The sequence below is a fragment of the Niabella aurantiaca DSM 17617 genome, assembly GCF_000374125.1.
Classification (GTDB): Bacteria; Bacteroidota; Bacteroidia; order Chitinophagales; family Chitinophagaceae; genus Niabella; species Niabella aurantiaca.
On sequence record NZ_KB893647.1, the window covers coordinates 204,304 to 219,190 of the forward strand.

General features: G+C 46.9%; 16 protein-coding genes. 12 read left to right on the forward strand and 4 right to left on the reverse strand.

Going from position 1 to position 14,887, the window contains the following annotated elements; genetic code table 11:
- Window positions 1-32 precede the first annotated feature (32 nt).
- Complete coding sequence (locus B160_RS0125415) at window positions 33-2,498, forward strand: DUF5686 family protein (RefSeq protein ID WP_245562282.1); 2,466 nt, start codon at window positions 33-35, stop codon at window positions 2,496-2,498.
- Between the two features lie 440 nt (window positions 2,499-2,938).
- Here the strand turns inward: B160_RS0125415 and rpiA are convergent, their stop codons facing one another.
- Complete coding sequence (gene rpiA / locus B160_RS30125; RefSeq protein ID WP_018630785.1) at window positions 2,939-3,616, reverse strand: ribose-5-phosphate isomerase RpiA; 678 nt, start codon at window positions 3,614-3,616, stop codon at window positions 2,939-2,941.
- A 52-nt stretch (window positions 3,617-3,668) separates the two neighbouring features.
- Window positions 3,669-4,859 carry an aspartate aminotransferase family protein gene (locus B160_RS0125425; RefSeq protein ID WP_018630786.1) on the reverse strand — a complete coding sequence of 397 codons (1,191 nt, stop codon included), beginning with the start codon at window positions 4,857-4,859 and terminating at the stop codon, window positions 3,669-3,671.
- A 495-nt stretch (window positions 4,860-5,354) separates the two neighbouring features.
- On the opposite strand from B160_RS0125425, the gene B160_RS0125430 reads away from it, so the two are divergent.
- From B160_RS0125430 to B160_RS0125455, 5 genes are all read left to right on the forward strand, one after another.
- On the forward strand, window positions 5,355-6,761 hold the full coding sequence (locus tag B160_RS0125430) for a cobalamin-dependent protein (RefSeq protein WP_018630787.1): 1,407 nt from the start codon (window positions 5,355-5,357) through the stop codon (window positions 6,759-6,761).
- Between the two features lie 16 nt (window positions 6,762-6,777).
- Window positions 6,778-6,903 (forward strand): hypothetical protein, encoded by a 126-nt coding sequence (locus B160_RS32445; protein ID WP_018630788.1) that lies wholly within the window; start codon window positions 6,778-6,780, stop codon window positions 6,901-6,903.
- A gap of 119 nt (window positions 6,904-7,022) precedes the next feature.
- Window positions 7,023-8,996 (forward strand): methylmalonyl-CoA mutase family protein, encoded by a 1,974-nt coding sequence (locus B160_RS0125440; RefSeq protein ID WP_018630789.1) that lies wholly within the window; start codon window positions 7,023-7,025, stop codon window positions 8,994-8,996.
- Between the two features lie 43 nt (window positions 8,997-9,039).
- Window positions 9,040-9,498 (forward strand): hypothetical protein, encoded by a 459-nt coding sequence (locus tag B160_RS0125445; RefSeq protein WP_018630790.1) that lies wholly within the window; start codon window positions 9,040-9,042, stop codon window positions 9,496-9,498.
- Window positions 9,499-9,749: 251 nt separating this feature from the next.
- Window positions 9,750-10,220 (forward strand): hypothetical protein, encoded by a 471-nt coding sequence (locus B160_RS0125455; RefSeq protein WP_018630792.1) that lies wholly within the window; start codon window positions 9,750-9,752, stop codon window positions 10,218-10,220.
- 178 nt (window positions 10,221-10,398) lie between these two features.
- Here B160_RS0125455 and B160_RS0125460 read toward each other — a convergent pair whose 3' ends face one another.
- Both B160_RS0125460 and B160_RS0125465 read right to left on the reverse strand, forming a co-directional pair.
- Window positions 10,399-10,890 carry a metallophosphoesterase family protein gene (locus tag B160_RS0125460; protein ID WP_018630793.1) on the reverse strand — a complete coding sequence of 164 codons (492 nt, stop codon included), beginning with the start codon at window positions 10,888-10,890 and terminating at the stop codon, window positions 10,399-10,401.
- 73 nt (window positions 10,891-10,963) lie between these two features.
- On the reverse strand, window positions 10,964-11,656 hold the full coding sequence (locus B160_RS0125465; RefSeq protein ID WP_018630794.1) for a hypothetical protein: 693 nt from the start codon (window positions 11,654-11,656) through the stop codon (window positions 10,964-10,966).
- A 387-nt stretch (window positions 11,657-12,043) separates the two neighbouring features.
- Here B160_RS0125465 and B160_RS0125475 point away from each other — a divergent pair, with 387 nt between their 5' ends.
- The 6 genes from B160_RS0125475 to rpsD all read left to right on the forward strand — a co-directional run bounded on the left by B160_RS0125475 (window position 12,044) and on the right by rpsD (window position 14,801).
- Window positions 12,044-12,439 carry a hypothetical protein gene (locus B160_RS0125475; RefSeq protein ID WP_018630796.1) on the forward strand — a complete coding sequence of 132 codons (396 nt, stop codon included), beginning with the start codon at window positions 12,044-12,046 and terminating at the stop codon, window positions 12,437-12,439.
- A gap of 116 nt (window positions 12,440-12,555) precedes the next feature.
- Window positions 12,556-12,777 (forward strand): translation initiation factor IF-1, encoded by a 222-nt coding sequence (gene infA, locus B160_RS0125480; protein ID WP_018630797.1) that lies wholly within the window; start codon window positions 12,556-12,558, stop codon window positions 12,775-12,777.
- 25 nt (window positions 12,778-12,802) lie between these two features.
- Window positions 12,803-12,919 (forward strand): type B 50S ribosomal protein L36, encoded by a 117-nt coding sequence (ykgO, locus tag B160_RS31255; protein WP_071597075.1) that lies wholly within the window; start codon window positions 12,803-12,805, stop codon window positions 12,917-12,919.
- 79 nt (window positions 12,920-12,998) lie between these two features.
- The gene (gene rpsM, locus B160_RS0125485) at window positions 12,999-13,379 is read left to right on the forward strand and encodes a 30S ribosomal protein S13 (RefSeq protein WP_018630798.1); all 381 of its coding nucleotides are present in this window, start codon (window positions 12,999-13,001) and stop codon (window positions 13,377-13,379) included.
- A gap of 188 nt (window positions 13,380-13,567) precedes the next feature.
- Entirely contained in the window at window positions 13,568-13,969 is a 402-nt protein-coding gene (gene rpsK / locus B160_RS0125490) for a 30S ribosomal protein S11 (protein ID WP_018630799.1), read from the forward strand.
- Window positions 13,970-14,195: 226 nt separating this feature from the next.
- Entirely contained in the window at window positions 14,196-14,801 is a 606-nt protein-coding gene (gene rpsD / locus B160_RS0125495) for a 30S ribosomal protein S4 (RefSeq protein WP_018630800.1), read from the forward strand.
- Window positions 14,802-14,887 lie beyond the last annotated feature (86 nt).

Below are 14,887 nucleotides of genomic sequence, written 5' to 3' on the forward strand. Positions count from 1 at the left end.
ATAACTGAAAGTTTTGAAAACCCTTTGAGAGAATGCGCATGAAGCGATGGGTATTATTGTGCTGGATCGTATGGCTGCAGGGGAACCTATGGGCGCAGAACCGTCTTTCCGGTGTGGTAAGGGACAAGCATAGTGAAGAAACGGTGCCGTTCGTTTCGTTCCAGTTTAAAAACACTACCACCGGATTTATAGCGGATTCTGCCGGAAACTTTCATTTTGCTGCGGATCAGTGGCCCTCCGACACCCTGGAGATATCCAACGTGGGTTATGAAACGCAATTGGTGCTGACAAGCGCTTTTAAGGAGCCGGTGGTCATTTACCTGGAGCCGAGGACCTATGACGACGGTGTGGTGGTAAAGGCAAAAATAGACCTGGGGCTTTGGCTTTGGAAAAATATTGTAAAGCACAAACCCGAAAACGACCGTTTCCGGAGATTTGATAATTTTTATTATGAGCTGTACAATAAACTCGAAATGGACCTGAAGAATATCCGGAGTATTCAGAAGATCGCCAATATAAAGCCGTTCCGGCCAATGAATGAGCTCATCAAAAAGAACCTGGACAGCTCGGAAGGAATAAAAGTGCTGCCCACCTATCTTACAGAATCCCTTTCGGATTATTATTTTCAAAAGCGGCCGCTGCGCAGAAGAGAGGAGATCAAAGGGGTGAACACCAATGGCATTAAAAATGAAAGCATGGTGAAATTCCTGGGCGGAATGGACCAGGTCATCAACGTATACAATGATTTCATCAACGTATTTAACAAAGAATTTATCAGCCCGGTAAGCAGCAATGGGGATTTCTATTATAAATACAATGTAAGCGATACGCAACGCATCGGGGGAATAAAATACTATCACCTGGTATTTATCCCACGGCGCCAGGGGATGAATACCTTTGAAGGAGATTGCTGGGTAGAAGGCGGCAGTTTTGCCATTCAGAAAATGAACCTGCGGTTGGACAAAAAGGCGGATATCAATTTTCTGGAACGGCTGAGCCTGATACAGGAATATAAGAAGATCAACGACAGCACCTGGTTTATTTCAAAAGACAAGCTGGTGGTTGATTTTTCTCCCTTCAATAACCGGGTGCCGGGGATCATCGGGCGCAAGACCAGCACCTATCAGCATGTGCTGGTAAATGATACCACCGTAAGGAACCGCCTGCTGCGCAACAAAACGCAGGAAGAAATTATTGTAAAAGCAGGTTCGGCACAAAAAGACCGGATCTACTGGGACAGTGCCCGGCACGAGGGGCTGACGGCCACAGAAAGAGGCATCATCAAAATGATGGACACCATCGTAAATGCGGCACCCTTTCAAAGGATCACCCGGCAGGTTGGGTTTCTGGCTACCGGGTACATCAATATCGGCAATATAGAGCTGGGGTCGGCCTATAACTGGTTTACCGGAAATGCCTGGGAGGGTTTCCGGACGCGGTTTGATATTGCCAGCAATAAGCATTTTAATAAAAAATTCCGCTGGCATACCTATCTGGCCTACGGGTTTGGGGACAAGAAACTAAAAGGGGAAGGCGAGCTGTTTTACCTTCCTAAAAAAGACCCGCGTCGCTACTGGTATCTTGGATATAAAAATGACCTGGACTTCGGACAGGTCTATTTTGGCGAGATCACTTCGGATAATATTTTTGCATTTGCGATACGCAAACCCGATATACCTCTGAAATTCATTAACCTGGAAAAGTGGCAGCTCGATTTTTTTAATGAAACACGCGGTGGGTTTTCGACACTGCTGGGACTGAACTCCCGGACCTATACGCCGCTGAAGAACCTGGTTCCTTCCGATTCCTTTGGTACCGGCAGCCACCAGCTGAAAGCAACGGAAATCTCATTACGGCTGCGGTATGCTTTTCAGGAAAAATTCATCGAATCGCATTTCTACAGAAGCAGCCTGGGAAGCCCTTATCCGATTGTGGAAGCAACCCTCTCAAAAGGAGTTTCCGGGTTATTGGGCGGCCGTTACAATTATACGAAGGTACAGGGAAGTATATCCGATAATATAAAAACGCCTCCCTTTGGCATCATTTCGTACCAGGCCTATGGTGGCAAAACCTTTGGTGCCCTGCCTTATACGTTCTTAAATGTAGCACCGGGCAACGAGCTGTATTATTACAACAAGTATGCATTCAATATGATGAACCGGTATGAGTTCATCCACGACCAGTTCCTCGGTATTAATTTTGAGCACAATATCGGCAATGGTATTTTTAAGGCGATCCCCGCATTGAAATTTCGCCAGTTTTACACCGTTAAAGCGCTTTGGGGTTCTTTATCGGACGCCAATAAGGGATTGAACTTTAAAGAAGGGCATACCTTCCAGTCGCTGGATGGAAAAACCTATCTTGAAGTAGGAACGGGCATCGATAATATCCTTCATTTTCTCCGGGTGGATTTTATCTGGCGGTTGCTGCCGAAAGACGCCCTCCGGAGCACCACCGACAAATTTGGTGTTTTTGGAAGCATCCGGCTGAATTTGTAAAGGGCGAATTTGAGCGTGTGGAAATTGAAGTCCCGGCTCAAGTAGGGAACCGGATCCAACTGACACTATAAAAGAGGATAGACGTTAGATCTAAGAAGCTGTTTAAAAACGATCCGGGAGTATCCGTATAACCATTAAAAGGTACCGGCTTTTTATCGTCTTTACTTAGGGCTTCGCTGCAGCCGCCATCTGTAAAAAGCGGGGTTCAACGATCATTTTAGCAAAAGAGGCATGGCCTCGGAAGATCCGGCAAGAACGGGTTTCAACCCGTTTATAAGTCCAAAGGTGCAACAGAGCGCCAGGGGCCCGGGGCATGATGAGCCGTGCCCACGGCACTTATGAAATTACAGCTTCGCTAAAGAGATTGTATTAAAAGTCACTTTACAGCAGGTTGTCATTCTGAGTTTTCAATTTGCACGTGGAGGCACAAACTTTAAACGTTATATTCTTTTTGTAAGGATTTCCACTTCTTCGCCCTTTCCAACAATAACATAATCGGCCAGATCAATAAACAATCCGTGCTCTACAACGCCGGTGATATGGTCCAGCTCTTTCGCCAGGATCTCCGGCTCACCGATCAATCCGAAGCTGACATCGAGGATATGATTGCCCTGGTCCGTGATGTACGTATTTCCGTTCTTAACCCGGAGGGTGGCCGCTCCATTGAGGGCGCTTAGTTTTCGGGCAACGGCATTGGCTGCAAAAGGGATCACTTCAACGGGAACGTTAAAAGCGCCTAACTTTTCTACCTGTTTCGATGCATCGGCAACGATGATCTGTGTTCCGGTTATGGATGCTACGATCTTTTCCCGCAGTAAAGCACCGCCACCGCCCTTGATCAGCTGAAGCCGGCTGTTGAATTCATCGGCTCCATCAATAGTAACATCGATCGTTTGAATTTCGTTGATGTTGACCATTGGGATATTCCATTCTTCTGCCAGCTGCCGGGTTGCTTCAGAGGTGGGAATGGCCCGGATCTGCAGTCCTTCCCGGACCCTTTTCCCGATCTCCTGTATGGCAAAATAGGCCGTAGATCCGGTTCCCAATCCTACTGTTTGTCCGTCCCTGACAAACGATACCGCTTTTAAAGCCGCGTTTATTTTTTCCTGTTCGTTCATGATCGTTTTTTATACCTGTCAGGTTTATAAACCTAACAGGTCTTGTTAAGATCTATAAGCTTGTCAAAACCTTAGAGATCTGGCTGCAGGCCTTTTTTATTTCTTCTTCTGTTATGGTTAAAGGGGGGCAGATGCGAAAGCTGGATGCCGCAAACAGGAACCAGTCGGTAAATACGCCCGGGTCTTCATTTTCCAGCAGCCGGTCGATGATCTTTTTGTTGGTTTCAAAAGAATCGAACTCCACTGCCATCCAAAGTCCAAAGGAACGGATCGCTTTGATCTTGGGATGGTTCAGCAAGGAGCGGAACAGCTGTTCTTTTTTGGGAACGGCTTCTGCGAGCGCTTCCTTCAGCAAAACCTGCAGAGCGGCATATCCTGCGGCACAGGAAACCGGGTGTCCGCCAAAAGTGGTGATATGACCCAGCACGGGGTTTTCTGTCAGTGACATCATAATTTTCCGGTCGCTGATAAAAGCACCTAAGGGCATTCCCCCGCCCAGGGCTTTTCCCAGTAAGAGGATATCCGGAACAATATCAAAATGCTCAAAGCCCCATAGCTTCCCGGTCCTTCCAAAACCAGCCTGTATCTCATCCAGTACCAGGAGGGCGCCGGTTGCAGTACATTGTTCCCGCACAGCCTGCAGCCATTCTTTATCCGGGGCGATCACACCACCCTCCGCCTGTATGGTTTCCAGGATAACGCAGGCAACCGAGGCATCGATCTGGTGCAGCCAGCCGGTACTGTTGTAATCAATATGCAGGATGTCCGGCAGCAGCGGGCGGTAGGCATTGCGCCAGTATTCATCGCCCAGGATACTCAGTGCTCCCTGGGTAGAGCCGTGGTACGAATTTTTGGCTGCAATGATCCGGGTGCGGCCGGTGTATCTCTTGGCCAGTTTCATGGCTCCTTCCACGGCCTCTGCTCCGGAATTGGTAAAGTATACCGAATTCAGCCCGGCCGGTAAATGATCGGCAAGAAGCTTGGCATACCGCACCTGCGGACTCTGGACCACCTCGCCGTAAACCATTACATGAAGATAGTCCTCGATCTGTTTTTTGATGGCTGCGATCACCTCCGGATGGCCGTGCCCGGTATTGGCAACGCTGATGCCGCCAATAAGGTCAATATATTCTTTACCGTTCACATCAAAAAGACTGCAACCCCTGGCCTTCGAAATTTCAAGGGCCAGCGGCGCTGCAGAAGTTTGTCCTACATGCTGTAAAAAGAGTTCCCGCTGATTCATTGGGGCAAATTTACAGGGATTCTGAATCGAAAATTTGCGAATGTGCAAATGTGAGCGTTTGAGAATGTGGCCGTATCGAAATGAATGTTCCTTCGGTAATATAAAATGAAGCTGTTTAAACTTTTACAAAACAGGTAGTTTAAAGTATAAAAGACCACAATTTGCCTTACGAATGTCGTGCTGAGGTTCAGGACGACATTTCTTTATAAAAAGAAGATCATGAACAAAAAGTTTAAACAACTTCAATATTAAAAGCAGGATCGTGTAGCTGCCGCATAATTTTCTCCGAGCGGAGTTCGGTATCTCCAAAGGAATGCTTCGGACTTCCGGAGGGAACATCGCCCCCTAAATAACCTTCAACGATATCCGGCTAATTGAATCATATTCATCGGCCCGGGCGTTGAGCATAAAAATGGAATTAGCGTGAAACTTTAAACGTTAAACGTGGAACCGTGCCCCCGAAGCCGTATTTTTGCTAACAATTGTTCGGGAAATATGAGAAAGAATACATTACGGATGGTGACGGCTGCTTCGCTGTTTGACGGGCATGATGCCGCCATCAATATCATGCGCCGGATTTTGCAGTCGAAGGGGGTGGAGATCATTCACCTGGGACACAACCGGGGCGTACAGGAGATCGTGGAATGTGCCATTGAGGAGGACGCGCATGCCATTGCCATTACCAGTTACCAGGGGGGGCATATCGAGTTCTTCAAATACATGAAAGACCTGCTCGATGAAGCAGGTTGCGGGCACATCAGGATCTTCGGCGGCGGCGGCGGCACCATTCTGCCACAGGAGACCGAAGCGCTCCATGCGTATGGAATTGCAAAGATCTACAGTCCTGACGACGGAAGACAGCTTGGCCTGGAGGGGATGATCGATGACCTTATAGCGATGGCGGCATCGCCCGGTGCGATGCAGGCATTTAATGAAGCTCCGGATCACTGGACGGGGCAACCGCCTTTAAGTGAGCAAAAGGAGATCCGTTTGATAGCCCGGGCCATTACATTGGCCGAAACGGGCAATGAGCATGCCTTCCGGCTTCATCTGCCGGAACCGGCCGGCCCTGTAAACGTTCCGGTTTTGGGGATCACAGGCACAGGTGGCGCGGGAAAATCGTCGGTAACCGACGAACTGGTGCGGCGCTTTCTAAACAGTTACCCGGATAAAACGGTGGCGGTGATCTCCGTGGACCCATCCCGGAAGAAAACAGGAGGAGCGCTGCTGGGCGACCGGATCCGGATGAACGCCATTGCGCATCCCAGGGCCTATATGCGCTCCATGGCTACCCGCGGCGATGATGTGGCCTTAAGCGGATCGGTGCAAAAAGCGATCGACGTTTGTAAACGGGCGGCATTTGACCTGATCATTCTGGAAAGCGCGGGGGTGGGACAGAGTGACGCCTCTATTGTGGAGTATGTGGATGTAAGCATGTATGTGATGACACCCGAATACGGTGCGGCATCCCAACTGGAGAAGATCAATATGCTGGACTATGCAGACCTGATCTGTATGAATAAATCTGACAAAGCAGGAGCAGCAGACGCGCTGATGGAGGTGAAAAAACAGTACCGCAGAAATCACCAGTTATGGAATGCCGTTGATGCAGATCTTCCGGTAACCGGAACGGTTGCGGCAAAATTTAATGATCCGGGCGTCAATGAACTGTTTCTGAAAGTGATCCGGACCCTCAACAAAAAATGCGGCACCGCGTTGGCGGAAACGATCTCCTTTCAAAGCACCGTACAACTGGAACGGTCCATCATCCCGGGTAAAAGGGTACGGTACCTGTCGGAGATTTCGGAATCGATCCGCGGATATAACGATCGTGTAAAAGAACAGGCGGATATTGCTACAAAATTATACCAGCTAAAGGGTGTTATGAACCTGTATGAATAACCTATAAGTAGCATTTATGAATGCAATCACAAGATCGTATAAAAAATGGCTGAGCGCCTTAAAAGAGAGCAGAGCCCTGCTGCAATACCAGCTGAATACAGATCCGTACCTGGGGCAACAATCAATCAGCCTATTGGAGTAAGTGAGTACACTTCCGGTAAAGCATTGGCAGGAAACTGAAAAATAAACTGCCCACGGCAGCACAGTTGCAAAACGAAGTAAAAGTATTTTATAAGAAAATTAAAACCAGAAAATAATCTGATGTCTCCGAATGAATCTATAAGGACCGTGTTGGAAGCAACCTGTCAATCCCTGCAAAAGCAGCTGGATCCGGAATACAGGGCGCTGCTGGATCAGTGGCCTGAACTGAAAAAAAAATATGAAGAAGATGCTTTTGAATTTACGGTTCGCGACCGGAAGCTCCGGCTGCCGCTTACGGTTACCTCACTGAGCGGAACCGTGATCCGGAAAATATTGCTGCCCCGGTACCAGGACTGGGGGGACCTTTTAAAGTGGCAGCTGCAGGAAAATATCCCGGGTAAATTTCCGTTTACCTCCGGGGTGTTTGACCTGAAACGGGAGGGTGAAGACCCCACCCGGATGTTTGCCGGCGAAGGCTGCCCGGAGCGTACCAACAAACGGTTCCATTATGTAAGCGCGGATGCGCCTGCCAAAAGGCTGAGCACCGCGTTTGACAGCGTAACACTTTATGGGGAAGATCCGGACCATCGTCCGGATATTTATGGCAAAATCGGCAACAGCGGGGTCAGCATTGCAACGGTCGATGATGCCAAGAAGCTGTACAGCGGTTTTGATCTGTGCAGCGCTGCCACTTCTGTATCCATGACCATTAACGGACCGGCACCTGTGCTGCTCGCCTTTTTCTTGAATGCAGCTATCGATCAGCAATGTGAAAAGTATCTTACGGCGCAGAACCTGTGGGATCATGCAGAAGCCGTTCGCATAAAGAAATTCGCGAACAGGCCGGTTCCGCAATACCATAACCCCCTGTTTCCGCAGGGTCTGCCGGAGGGGCACAACGGGCTGGGACTTCGCCTGCTTGGCCTGAGTGGAGATGAGGTTCTGGACGCGGAGGTTTATGCTGCTATAAAAGCAGATACATTGACAAAAGTGCGGGGTACGGTACAGGCGGATATATTAAAGGAAGACCAGGCACAGAACACCTGTATTTTCTCTACCGAGTTTGCACTAAAGCTGATGGGGGATGTACAGGCCTATTTTATACAGAACAAGGTCAGGAATTTTTACAGCGTAAGCATCAGCGGGTATCACATAGCAGAAGCAGGGGCCAACCCCGTTACCCAGCTGGCATTTACGCTCGCAAACGGGTTCACCTATGTAGAGTATTACCTGAGCCGGGGCATGCATATTGATGATTTTGCACCCAACCTGTCTTTCTTTTTCAGCAACGGAATGGACCCCGAATACAGCGTCATCGGCCGGGTGGCGCGCCGGATCTGGGCCAAGGCCATCAAAAATATTTATAAAGGGAATGAACGCTCGCAGAAGCTGAAATACCATATCCAGACATCAGGACGTAGCCTGCACGCCCAGGAAATTGATTTTAACGATATCCGTACTACGTTGCAGGCGTTGTATGCCATTTATGATAATTGTAATTCGCTGCATACAAATGCCTACGACGAAGCCATTACCACGCCAACCGAAGAAAGCGTACGCCGGGCCATGGCCATCCAGCTGATCATAAACCGTGAACTGGGAACGGCACGGTCGGAAAACTTTACACAGGGAAGCTTTGCCATCGAGGAGCTGACGGACCTGGTGGAAGAGGCGGTGCTCATGGAGTTTGACCGGATCAACGAACGCGGAGGTGTATTGGGGGCGATGGAACGGATGTACCAAAGGAATAAGATACAGGAAGAAAGCCTGTATTATGAAATGAAGAAGAATGACGGCAGTTTGCCCCTGATCGGGGTCAACACCTTTCTGAATAAACAGGGCAGCCCAACCATTCTGCCAAATGAAGTGATCCGGAGCACAGAGCCGGAAAAGGAACAGCAGATCGAAAATGTAAACAACTTCCGGGAACTGTATAAAGTGCAAAGCAGCCAGGCGCTTTCGCACCTGCAGCAGGCGGCAGTTTCGGGCGATAATCTTTTTGAAGTGCTGATGGACTGTGTAAAAAGCTGTTCTTTAGGCCAAATAACGCATGCTTTATACGAAGTGGGCGGGCAGTACAGGCGCAATATGTAATATTTTCTTAATTTCGCTGGATTCACTATCTAAAAAATTAAATATGGAAACGGGTTTGCTGCATCTACACAGTTTCTTGCGCTGGGTTATTTTATTATTATTACTGATCGCCATTTTTAAAAGTATTGGGGTAGGAAGCCGGCCATTTACCAATGGTCATCGCAAGGCCGGCCTGTTTTTAATGATCGCCGTGGACATTGAATTCCTTATAGGGCTTATACAATGGGTTACCGGTGCCTTCGGTTTAAAGACCATACAGGCCCAGGGAATGTCTGCCGTGATGCAGAACGCCACGCTTCGCTTTTTTGCAGTGGAGCATATTACCATGATGCTGATCGCGGTGGTTTTGATCCACATCGGAAAATCGTTTGCAAAGAAAAATATCTCCGACCGGAAAAAGCATCGCAAGACCGTTCTGTTTTATGTGCTGGCGCTGATCATTATCCTGGCTGCGATCCCCTGGCCGTTCCGGGAAATCGGGGCCGGAAGAGGATGGTTCTGATTTGTTAAAGTATTTTTGATTTTGAGAAGCTGCTCCTTACAGGAGTGGCTTTTTTTATGCCCCAGCATAAACAGGAAGCCCGGCAACAGCCGTCTGCATAAAAAGCAGCAGAGAATCGGGTTTGTGAAAATACCGGTTTACGGGTATTGGCAACAGCAACAACGCTGGATATTTTTGCTGCAGCTTATGAGGCAGGGACGCCGAAAACTGCGGTACAGAGTAGGCATAATATCTATAAAAAAACATAGACTATGAAAATGTTTAAAACATTATTGTTTTCCGGCCTGTTGCTGACATTATTGCATTCCTGCTCCAAAGATGATAAGCCGGGATTTCCTTCTAATGATAAAAAGGCAAAACTGACCTTTACGGTTTCCAGTGAATTTCATAAGGCGGAAGGCGATGATTTTGAGGTAACTGTTGGCGCCGGGGATAAAAATGGAAGTTTTATCGACTGGATGGTAAATGGGGTAAAAAAAACGGGAACCATTGTGTCGACCGGTACGGATGACTTTAATGGAGGCAAGACGATCACCATTGAATCCGCCAGTGACTTTTTTTCCGGAAATGTTGATTTTGGCGGGTTTGAAAATGGAGGCACACCGTTTACCGTAACATGGAAAATAGAAGTGAACGGAGGCACTATTGAAGAGGGAACACAGCGCGTGGTAAAAGATATGTCGCCTGTATTTTCCAAATCCGTTCAGCTGAAAGTAAAATAAGGACCGATCCGAGGGTGTTGTTAAACCAGGGATCTGAGACGATAAGATAGAAGCGCTTAACAATTGAGCGGCGAGCTGAGATCATTTTTCTGCCCTGTTGAATGCTTCATAAAACCGGAGGCTGTATCATATTGGATATGGCCTCTTTTCATACCGCCCCATTGAAGGCGCTAACCGGCTATTTCAACTCGATCACCTCACAATCCTTGATATGATTCCCGTCTATGGTGAACCGGATGAGGGTACGCACTTTCTGCCATCCCTGTTTTCCGGCGGCGCCGGGGTTCATATGCAGGCATTGCAGCAGATCATCGTAGATGATCTTGAGTATGTGTGAATGTCCGCTGATAAAAAGTTGCGGCTGCTCTTTGAGGAGCAGCGGCTTTGTTTCTTTATTGTATTTCGGAGGATAGCCGCCAATGTGGCGGATCATGACTTTCACGCCCTCGCACAGGAACACCAGTGTTTCGGGAAATACCGCACGGATATCCTGACCGTCGATATTGCCATAAACGCCGCGCAGGGGCTTAAAGCGTTCCAGCTGTTCCACCAGCCCGCGGTTGCCAAAATCGCCGGCGTGCCATAGCTCATCACATTCATTAAAGTAGCGGAATACCGCTTCATCCAAATAGCCATGTGTATCTGATAACAGACCGATCCGCTGCGCCATTTTTTGTTATAAAAATAAGAATAAAAAGGTCCCGCTTTTTGCGGGACCCCTTGTAAGTTGTATCTGTGAGATCTTAGAATACAAAACCGATCCGAACGCCGGTGATCACATTGGGCGCCAATTCGAAACCACTGCCTGCTGATTTTTCAGTAACCGTTGGTTCATCATTGATCTTGATCTTGGTTTCACCCAGCTTGGTACTTAAAAAACCAAAGCCGGCTTCTGCACCCAGATATACACGTTTTGCAATGTAGTAGTCTGCACCTACTACGGCCCTTACGCCAAACCCAACACTGCCGGGACCTTTTATGCTGCCTGAATTGCCGTCAGCATAATCGTTTCCACTCATGCTTGTGTTTTTGAATTCTGTTTTTTCATTGGCCACGCTTAATAAAAGGTCGCCGCCAACATAGGGCGATAAGCGCTCCGTTCCTGTAAAATGTTTTTCCACACCAAGGTTCAGCAGAAAATCGGTTTCACCTGTTTTGTAGGTTCCTTTGCGTGAATCGTCATCGGTGTCATAAACATTGTCGGTGCTCTTAGTGCTGCTCAGGCCAAAGCCTAACCGGAAAGCCAGGGTCTCTTTAGCGAAATAGCGGAACCGTAACAGGTTGCCTTGCTCGTTTAATTCGAAGTTGGAATTGAGCACACCGCCGGAAAGGCCGAACTCGGTCGTTACATCCCCTTGGTTTGGTTTGATTTCGCTTTGCGCGTTTGCCCCTGCAGCAATTGCCAGGGAGAAGATACTGAATAAGATTTTTTTCATTTGATCGAATTTTACATTTGCCCCCTTTGTGCAAGAAGCATGCCAGTCGATAACAAAAATTTAAAGGATCATTAGCGATTTGTTAACATTAAAATCTTGCCTCATTTGTAACAAACGTGTGTTTACGGACTGTAAATGCAGGCGGGTAAAGGCCCCGCTTCGGTATTCGGGTTCACAGGCATCTGTTGCGGGAAAAAACTCCTTAGGTGGTTTTTATTTTGATATGCAGGTTGCTGCAAAAAAGTCGCTGAAGGTTTGTCAGGCGTTCAAGGTTGTCAGGCACGCAGATACCGGAAGAAAAAAATGATATGCCTCCCATGGCGTTTGTCATTATTTTGTCTATCTTAGAATGATAAAAGGTCATTGTTTGCTTAAATCCCAATGCATATGAAATTAAATGAACTAAAACCAGGGGACTGGGTTATTGTTACAGAAGACGGGGTATCCCGTGAGGGGACGGTTGTAAGAGTAAGTAATGAGGAACGCGAGGTTTGCGTGGATAACGGCATCCAGGAATTCTGGTACCCGTTAGACCAGGTGCAGAGTATTCCGCTGGATGAAGCGCAGTTGATGCGGCTTGGATTTGAAAAAATGGACCATGAACCAGCCGGGGGTGTAAAATACGGAAAAGGTCCGTTCCGGGTTTTGGTGCCGGCACCCGACAATTTTTCACGAAGCGAAGTGTGGTACCGGGAAGACCGCCGCCATTTTGACCGACCGATTAGCGTGAGTGAGTTGCAAAATATTCATTTACAAATGACTAAGATCCCGCTGCTCCATTAATTTTTGTTATTGGAGCATCTCCGGAGGGCCAGGGATATAGCTTTATTCTGAAATTTAGACAGAATAAGGCTTTTTTATTATAAAATATTACCTATCTTTGCAGCCCTAAAATTTGTATGTCAAAACAACCTTTAATAAAACAAGACGGAGTCATCCTGGAAGCCTTGTCTAATGCGATGTTCAGGGTAAAGCTGGAAAACGGCCATGAGGTTTTGGCAACAATTTCCGGTAAGATGCGTATGCACTACATTCGTATTTTGCCCGGAGATAAAGTAGGGTTGGAAATGTCCCCTTATGATTTGACCAGGGGCAGGATAAATTTCCGCTATAAAAATTAAGCTGAAAACCTTAAATTAAAAAAAGATGAGAGTAAGAGCATCCATTAAAAAACGCAGCGCCGACTGTAAAATTGTACGTCGCAAAGGGAAGCTTTATGTAATTAACAAAAAGAATCCCCGTTTTAAACAAAGACAAGGATAATTATTAGAAAACAAAAATCAAAATACAAGGACCAATTGGCATTTGTTATTTGTTTCTTGAAATTTAAATTCGAAAAAATATGGCACGTATTGCCGGTGTAGACTTACCAAAGAACAAAAGGGGCGAAATTGGCCTGACCTATATTTATGGGATCGGTCCTTCTACCGCAAAATATATTCTGGACAAGAATAGTATTGATCGCAGCAAAAAGGTGAACGAGTGGAATGATGATGATCTGAACGCGATCCGTTCTACCATTACCGAAGAATTAAAGGTGGAAGGGCAGCTCAGAAGTGAGGTGCAAATGAATATTAAGCGTTTACTGGATATCGCCTGCTACCGTGGCCTGCGCCACCGGAAAGGGCTTCCGGTACGTGGTCAGCGCACCAAAACCAATAGCCGTACACGTAAAGGAAAGCGTAAGACAGTAGCCGGTAAGAAAAAGGCCGCTAAGAAATAATTAAGCTATCAGCTTTCAGTTATAAGGAGTCAGCTATTTACTGAAGACTTATTGCTGAGAGCTGAGCGCTTTTTATATGCACCTGTTATACCAAATCAATTACGGAGTCCCCGGTGCAGGAGGAGGGTTGATTTGGCGTTTTGCCTGGCAGAACGTTTTTTTATTTTTTAAAGAGTACCTTTTAGAACATGGCAAAAGCACAAAACAGCGCAAAAGCCGCTGCAAAAAAAAGAATCGTAAAGGTGGACGCATATGGAGATGCGCATGTATCTGCAACGTTCAACAACATCATCATCAGTTTGACCAACAAGACCGGCCAGGTGATCTCCTGGAGCAGTGCCGGTAAAATGGGGTTCCGCGGTTCCAAAAAGAACACGCCGTATGCAGCCCAGATGGCCGCTGCAGATGCTGCTAAAGTAGCACTGGATGCAGGATTAAAAAGAGTAGATGTGTTTGTAAAGGGCCCCGGGGCCGGAAGGGAAGGCGCGATCCGCTCTCTTTCCCAGTCGGGCATTGAGATCGTAATGATCAAAGATGTTACGCCTTTACCGCACAACGGATGCCGTCCTCCTAAAAAGAGAAGAGTATAAGGCATTTCAGGTTTTTAGTTTCTTGTCTGATGTTGTCATCAGGCATGTATGAAGTTCTTTAAATAAAATTTTTGCTGAGAGCTAAAGGCTTAGAGCTGAAAGCTGCAGCATGATTGATAGCCAATTGGCTTTTCATTTTATAAAAAGGGTACACAATTGATTTTTTCCAAAGCTTTTTACTGATTGCTGTACCGGTTTCTAAAAAAGCTTAAATGAAAGTATAATTATGGCACGTTACAATGGTCCAAAGACCAAGATCTCCCGTATTTTCGGGGAACCTATTTTAGGTAATGGTAAATGGTTGGGTAAAAACAGTAACCCTCCCGGTATGCACGGCGAAAAACGCAAGCGTAAAACATTGGGTGAATACGCTTTGCAGCTCCGTGAAAAACAAAAGGCAAAATACACTTATGGTGTGCTGGAAAAACAATTCCGCAAAACATTTGAAGAAGCCAACCGCCGCAAAGGCATTACCGGTGAAAACCTTATTAAATTACTTGAAGCGCGTTTAGACAACACGGTATTCCGTATGGGTATTGCACCCAGCCGCCCGGCTGCCCGCCAGCTGGTAAGCCACAAACACATTGAAGTAAATGGTGAAGTGGTGAACATTCCTTCTTATCAGTTAAAAGCTGGTGATATCATCACCCTGAAGGAAAGCAGCAAGAACCGTTCTTCTATTACAAGCGTTGTCCGTCCTAAAAATCCAAAATTTGGGTGGATCGATTTCAATGAAACTGAAGTCAAAGGTACTTTCATCACCTACCCCGAAAGGGAAAGTGTTCCTGAGAACATTAAGGAACAACTGATTGTTGAATTGTACAGTAAGTAATTTTAGTGAATCGTCAATAGCGGATAGTGAACTGTCAATTCACCATTCATTATTCACCATTCATTTATTCACCATTCACTTAATAA

Excerpts from the sequence above, each read along its gene's own strand:
- ykgO (WP_071597075.1), top strand. The coding sequence starts at position 12,803 with ATGAGAGTAAGAGCATCCATTAAAAAACGCAGCGCCGACTGTAAAATT.
- B160_RS0125445 (WP_018630790.1), top strand. The coding sequence starts at position 9,040 with ATGGAAACGGGTTTGCTGCATCTACACAGTTTCTTGCGCTGGGTTATT.
- rpsM (WP_018630798.1), top strand. The coding sequence starts at position 12,999 with ATGGCACGTATTGCCGGTGTAGACTTACCAAAGAACAAAAGGGGCGAA.
- B160_RS0125415 (WP_245562282.1), top strand. The coding sequence starts at position 33 with ATGCGCATGAAGCGATGGGTATTATTGTGCTGGATCGTATGGCTGCAG.
- B160_RS0125425 (WP_018630786.1), bottom strand. The coding sequence starts at position 4,859 with ATGAATCAGCGGGAACTCTTTTTACAGCATGTAGGACAAACTTCTGCA.
- rpsD (WP_018630800.1), top strand. The coding sequence starts at position 14,196 with ATGGCACGTTACAATGGTCCAAAGACCAAGATCTCCCGTATTTTCGGG.
- B160_RS0125460 (WP_018630793.1), bottom strand. The coding sequence starts at position 10,890 with ATGGCGCAGCGGATCGGTCTGTTATCAGATACACATGGCTATTTGGAT.
- B160_RS0125475 (WP_018630796.1), top strand. The coding sequence starts at position 12,044 with ATGAAATTAAATGAACTAAAACCAGGGGACTGGGTTATTGTTACAGAA.
- infA (WP_018630797.1), top strand. The coding sequence starts at position 12,556 with ATGTCAAAACAACCTTTAATAAAACAAGACGGAGTCATCCTGGAAGCC.
- rpiA (WP_018630785.1), bottom strand. The coding sequence starts at position 3,616 with ATGAACGAACAGGAAAAAATAAACGCGGCTTTAAAAGCGGTATCGTTT.
- B160_RS32445 (WP_018630788.1), top strand. The coding sequence starts at position 6,778 with ATGAATGCAATCACAAGATCGTATAAAAAATGGCTGAGCGCCTTAAAA.
- B160_RS0125440 (WP_018630789.1), top strand. The coding sequence starts at position 7,023 with ATGTCTCCGAATGAATCTATAAGGACCGTGTTGGAAGCAACCTGTCAA.
- B160_RS0125465 (WP_018630794.1), bottom strand. The coding sequence starts at position 11,656 with ATGAAAAAAATCTTATTCAGTATCTTCTCCCTGGCAATTGCTGCAGGG.
- rpsK (WP_018630799.1), top strand. The coding sequence starts at position 13,568 with ATGGCAAAAGCACAAAACAGCGCAAAAGCCGCTGCAAAAAAAAGAATC.
- B160_RS0125455 (WP_018630792.1), top strand. The coding sequence starts at position 9,750 with ATGAAAATGTTTAAAACATTATTGTTTTCCGGCCTGTTGCTGACATTA.
- B160_RS0125430 (WP_018630787.1), top strand. The coding sequence starts at position 5,355 with ATGAGAAAGAATACATTACGGATGGTGACGGCTGCTTCGCTGTTTGAC.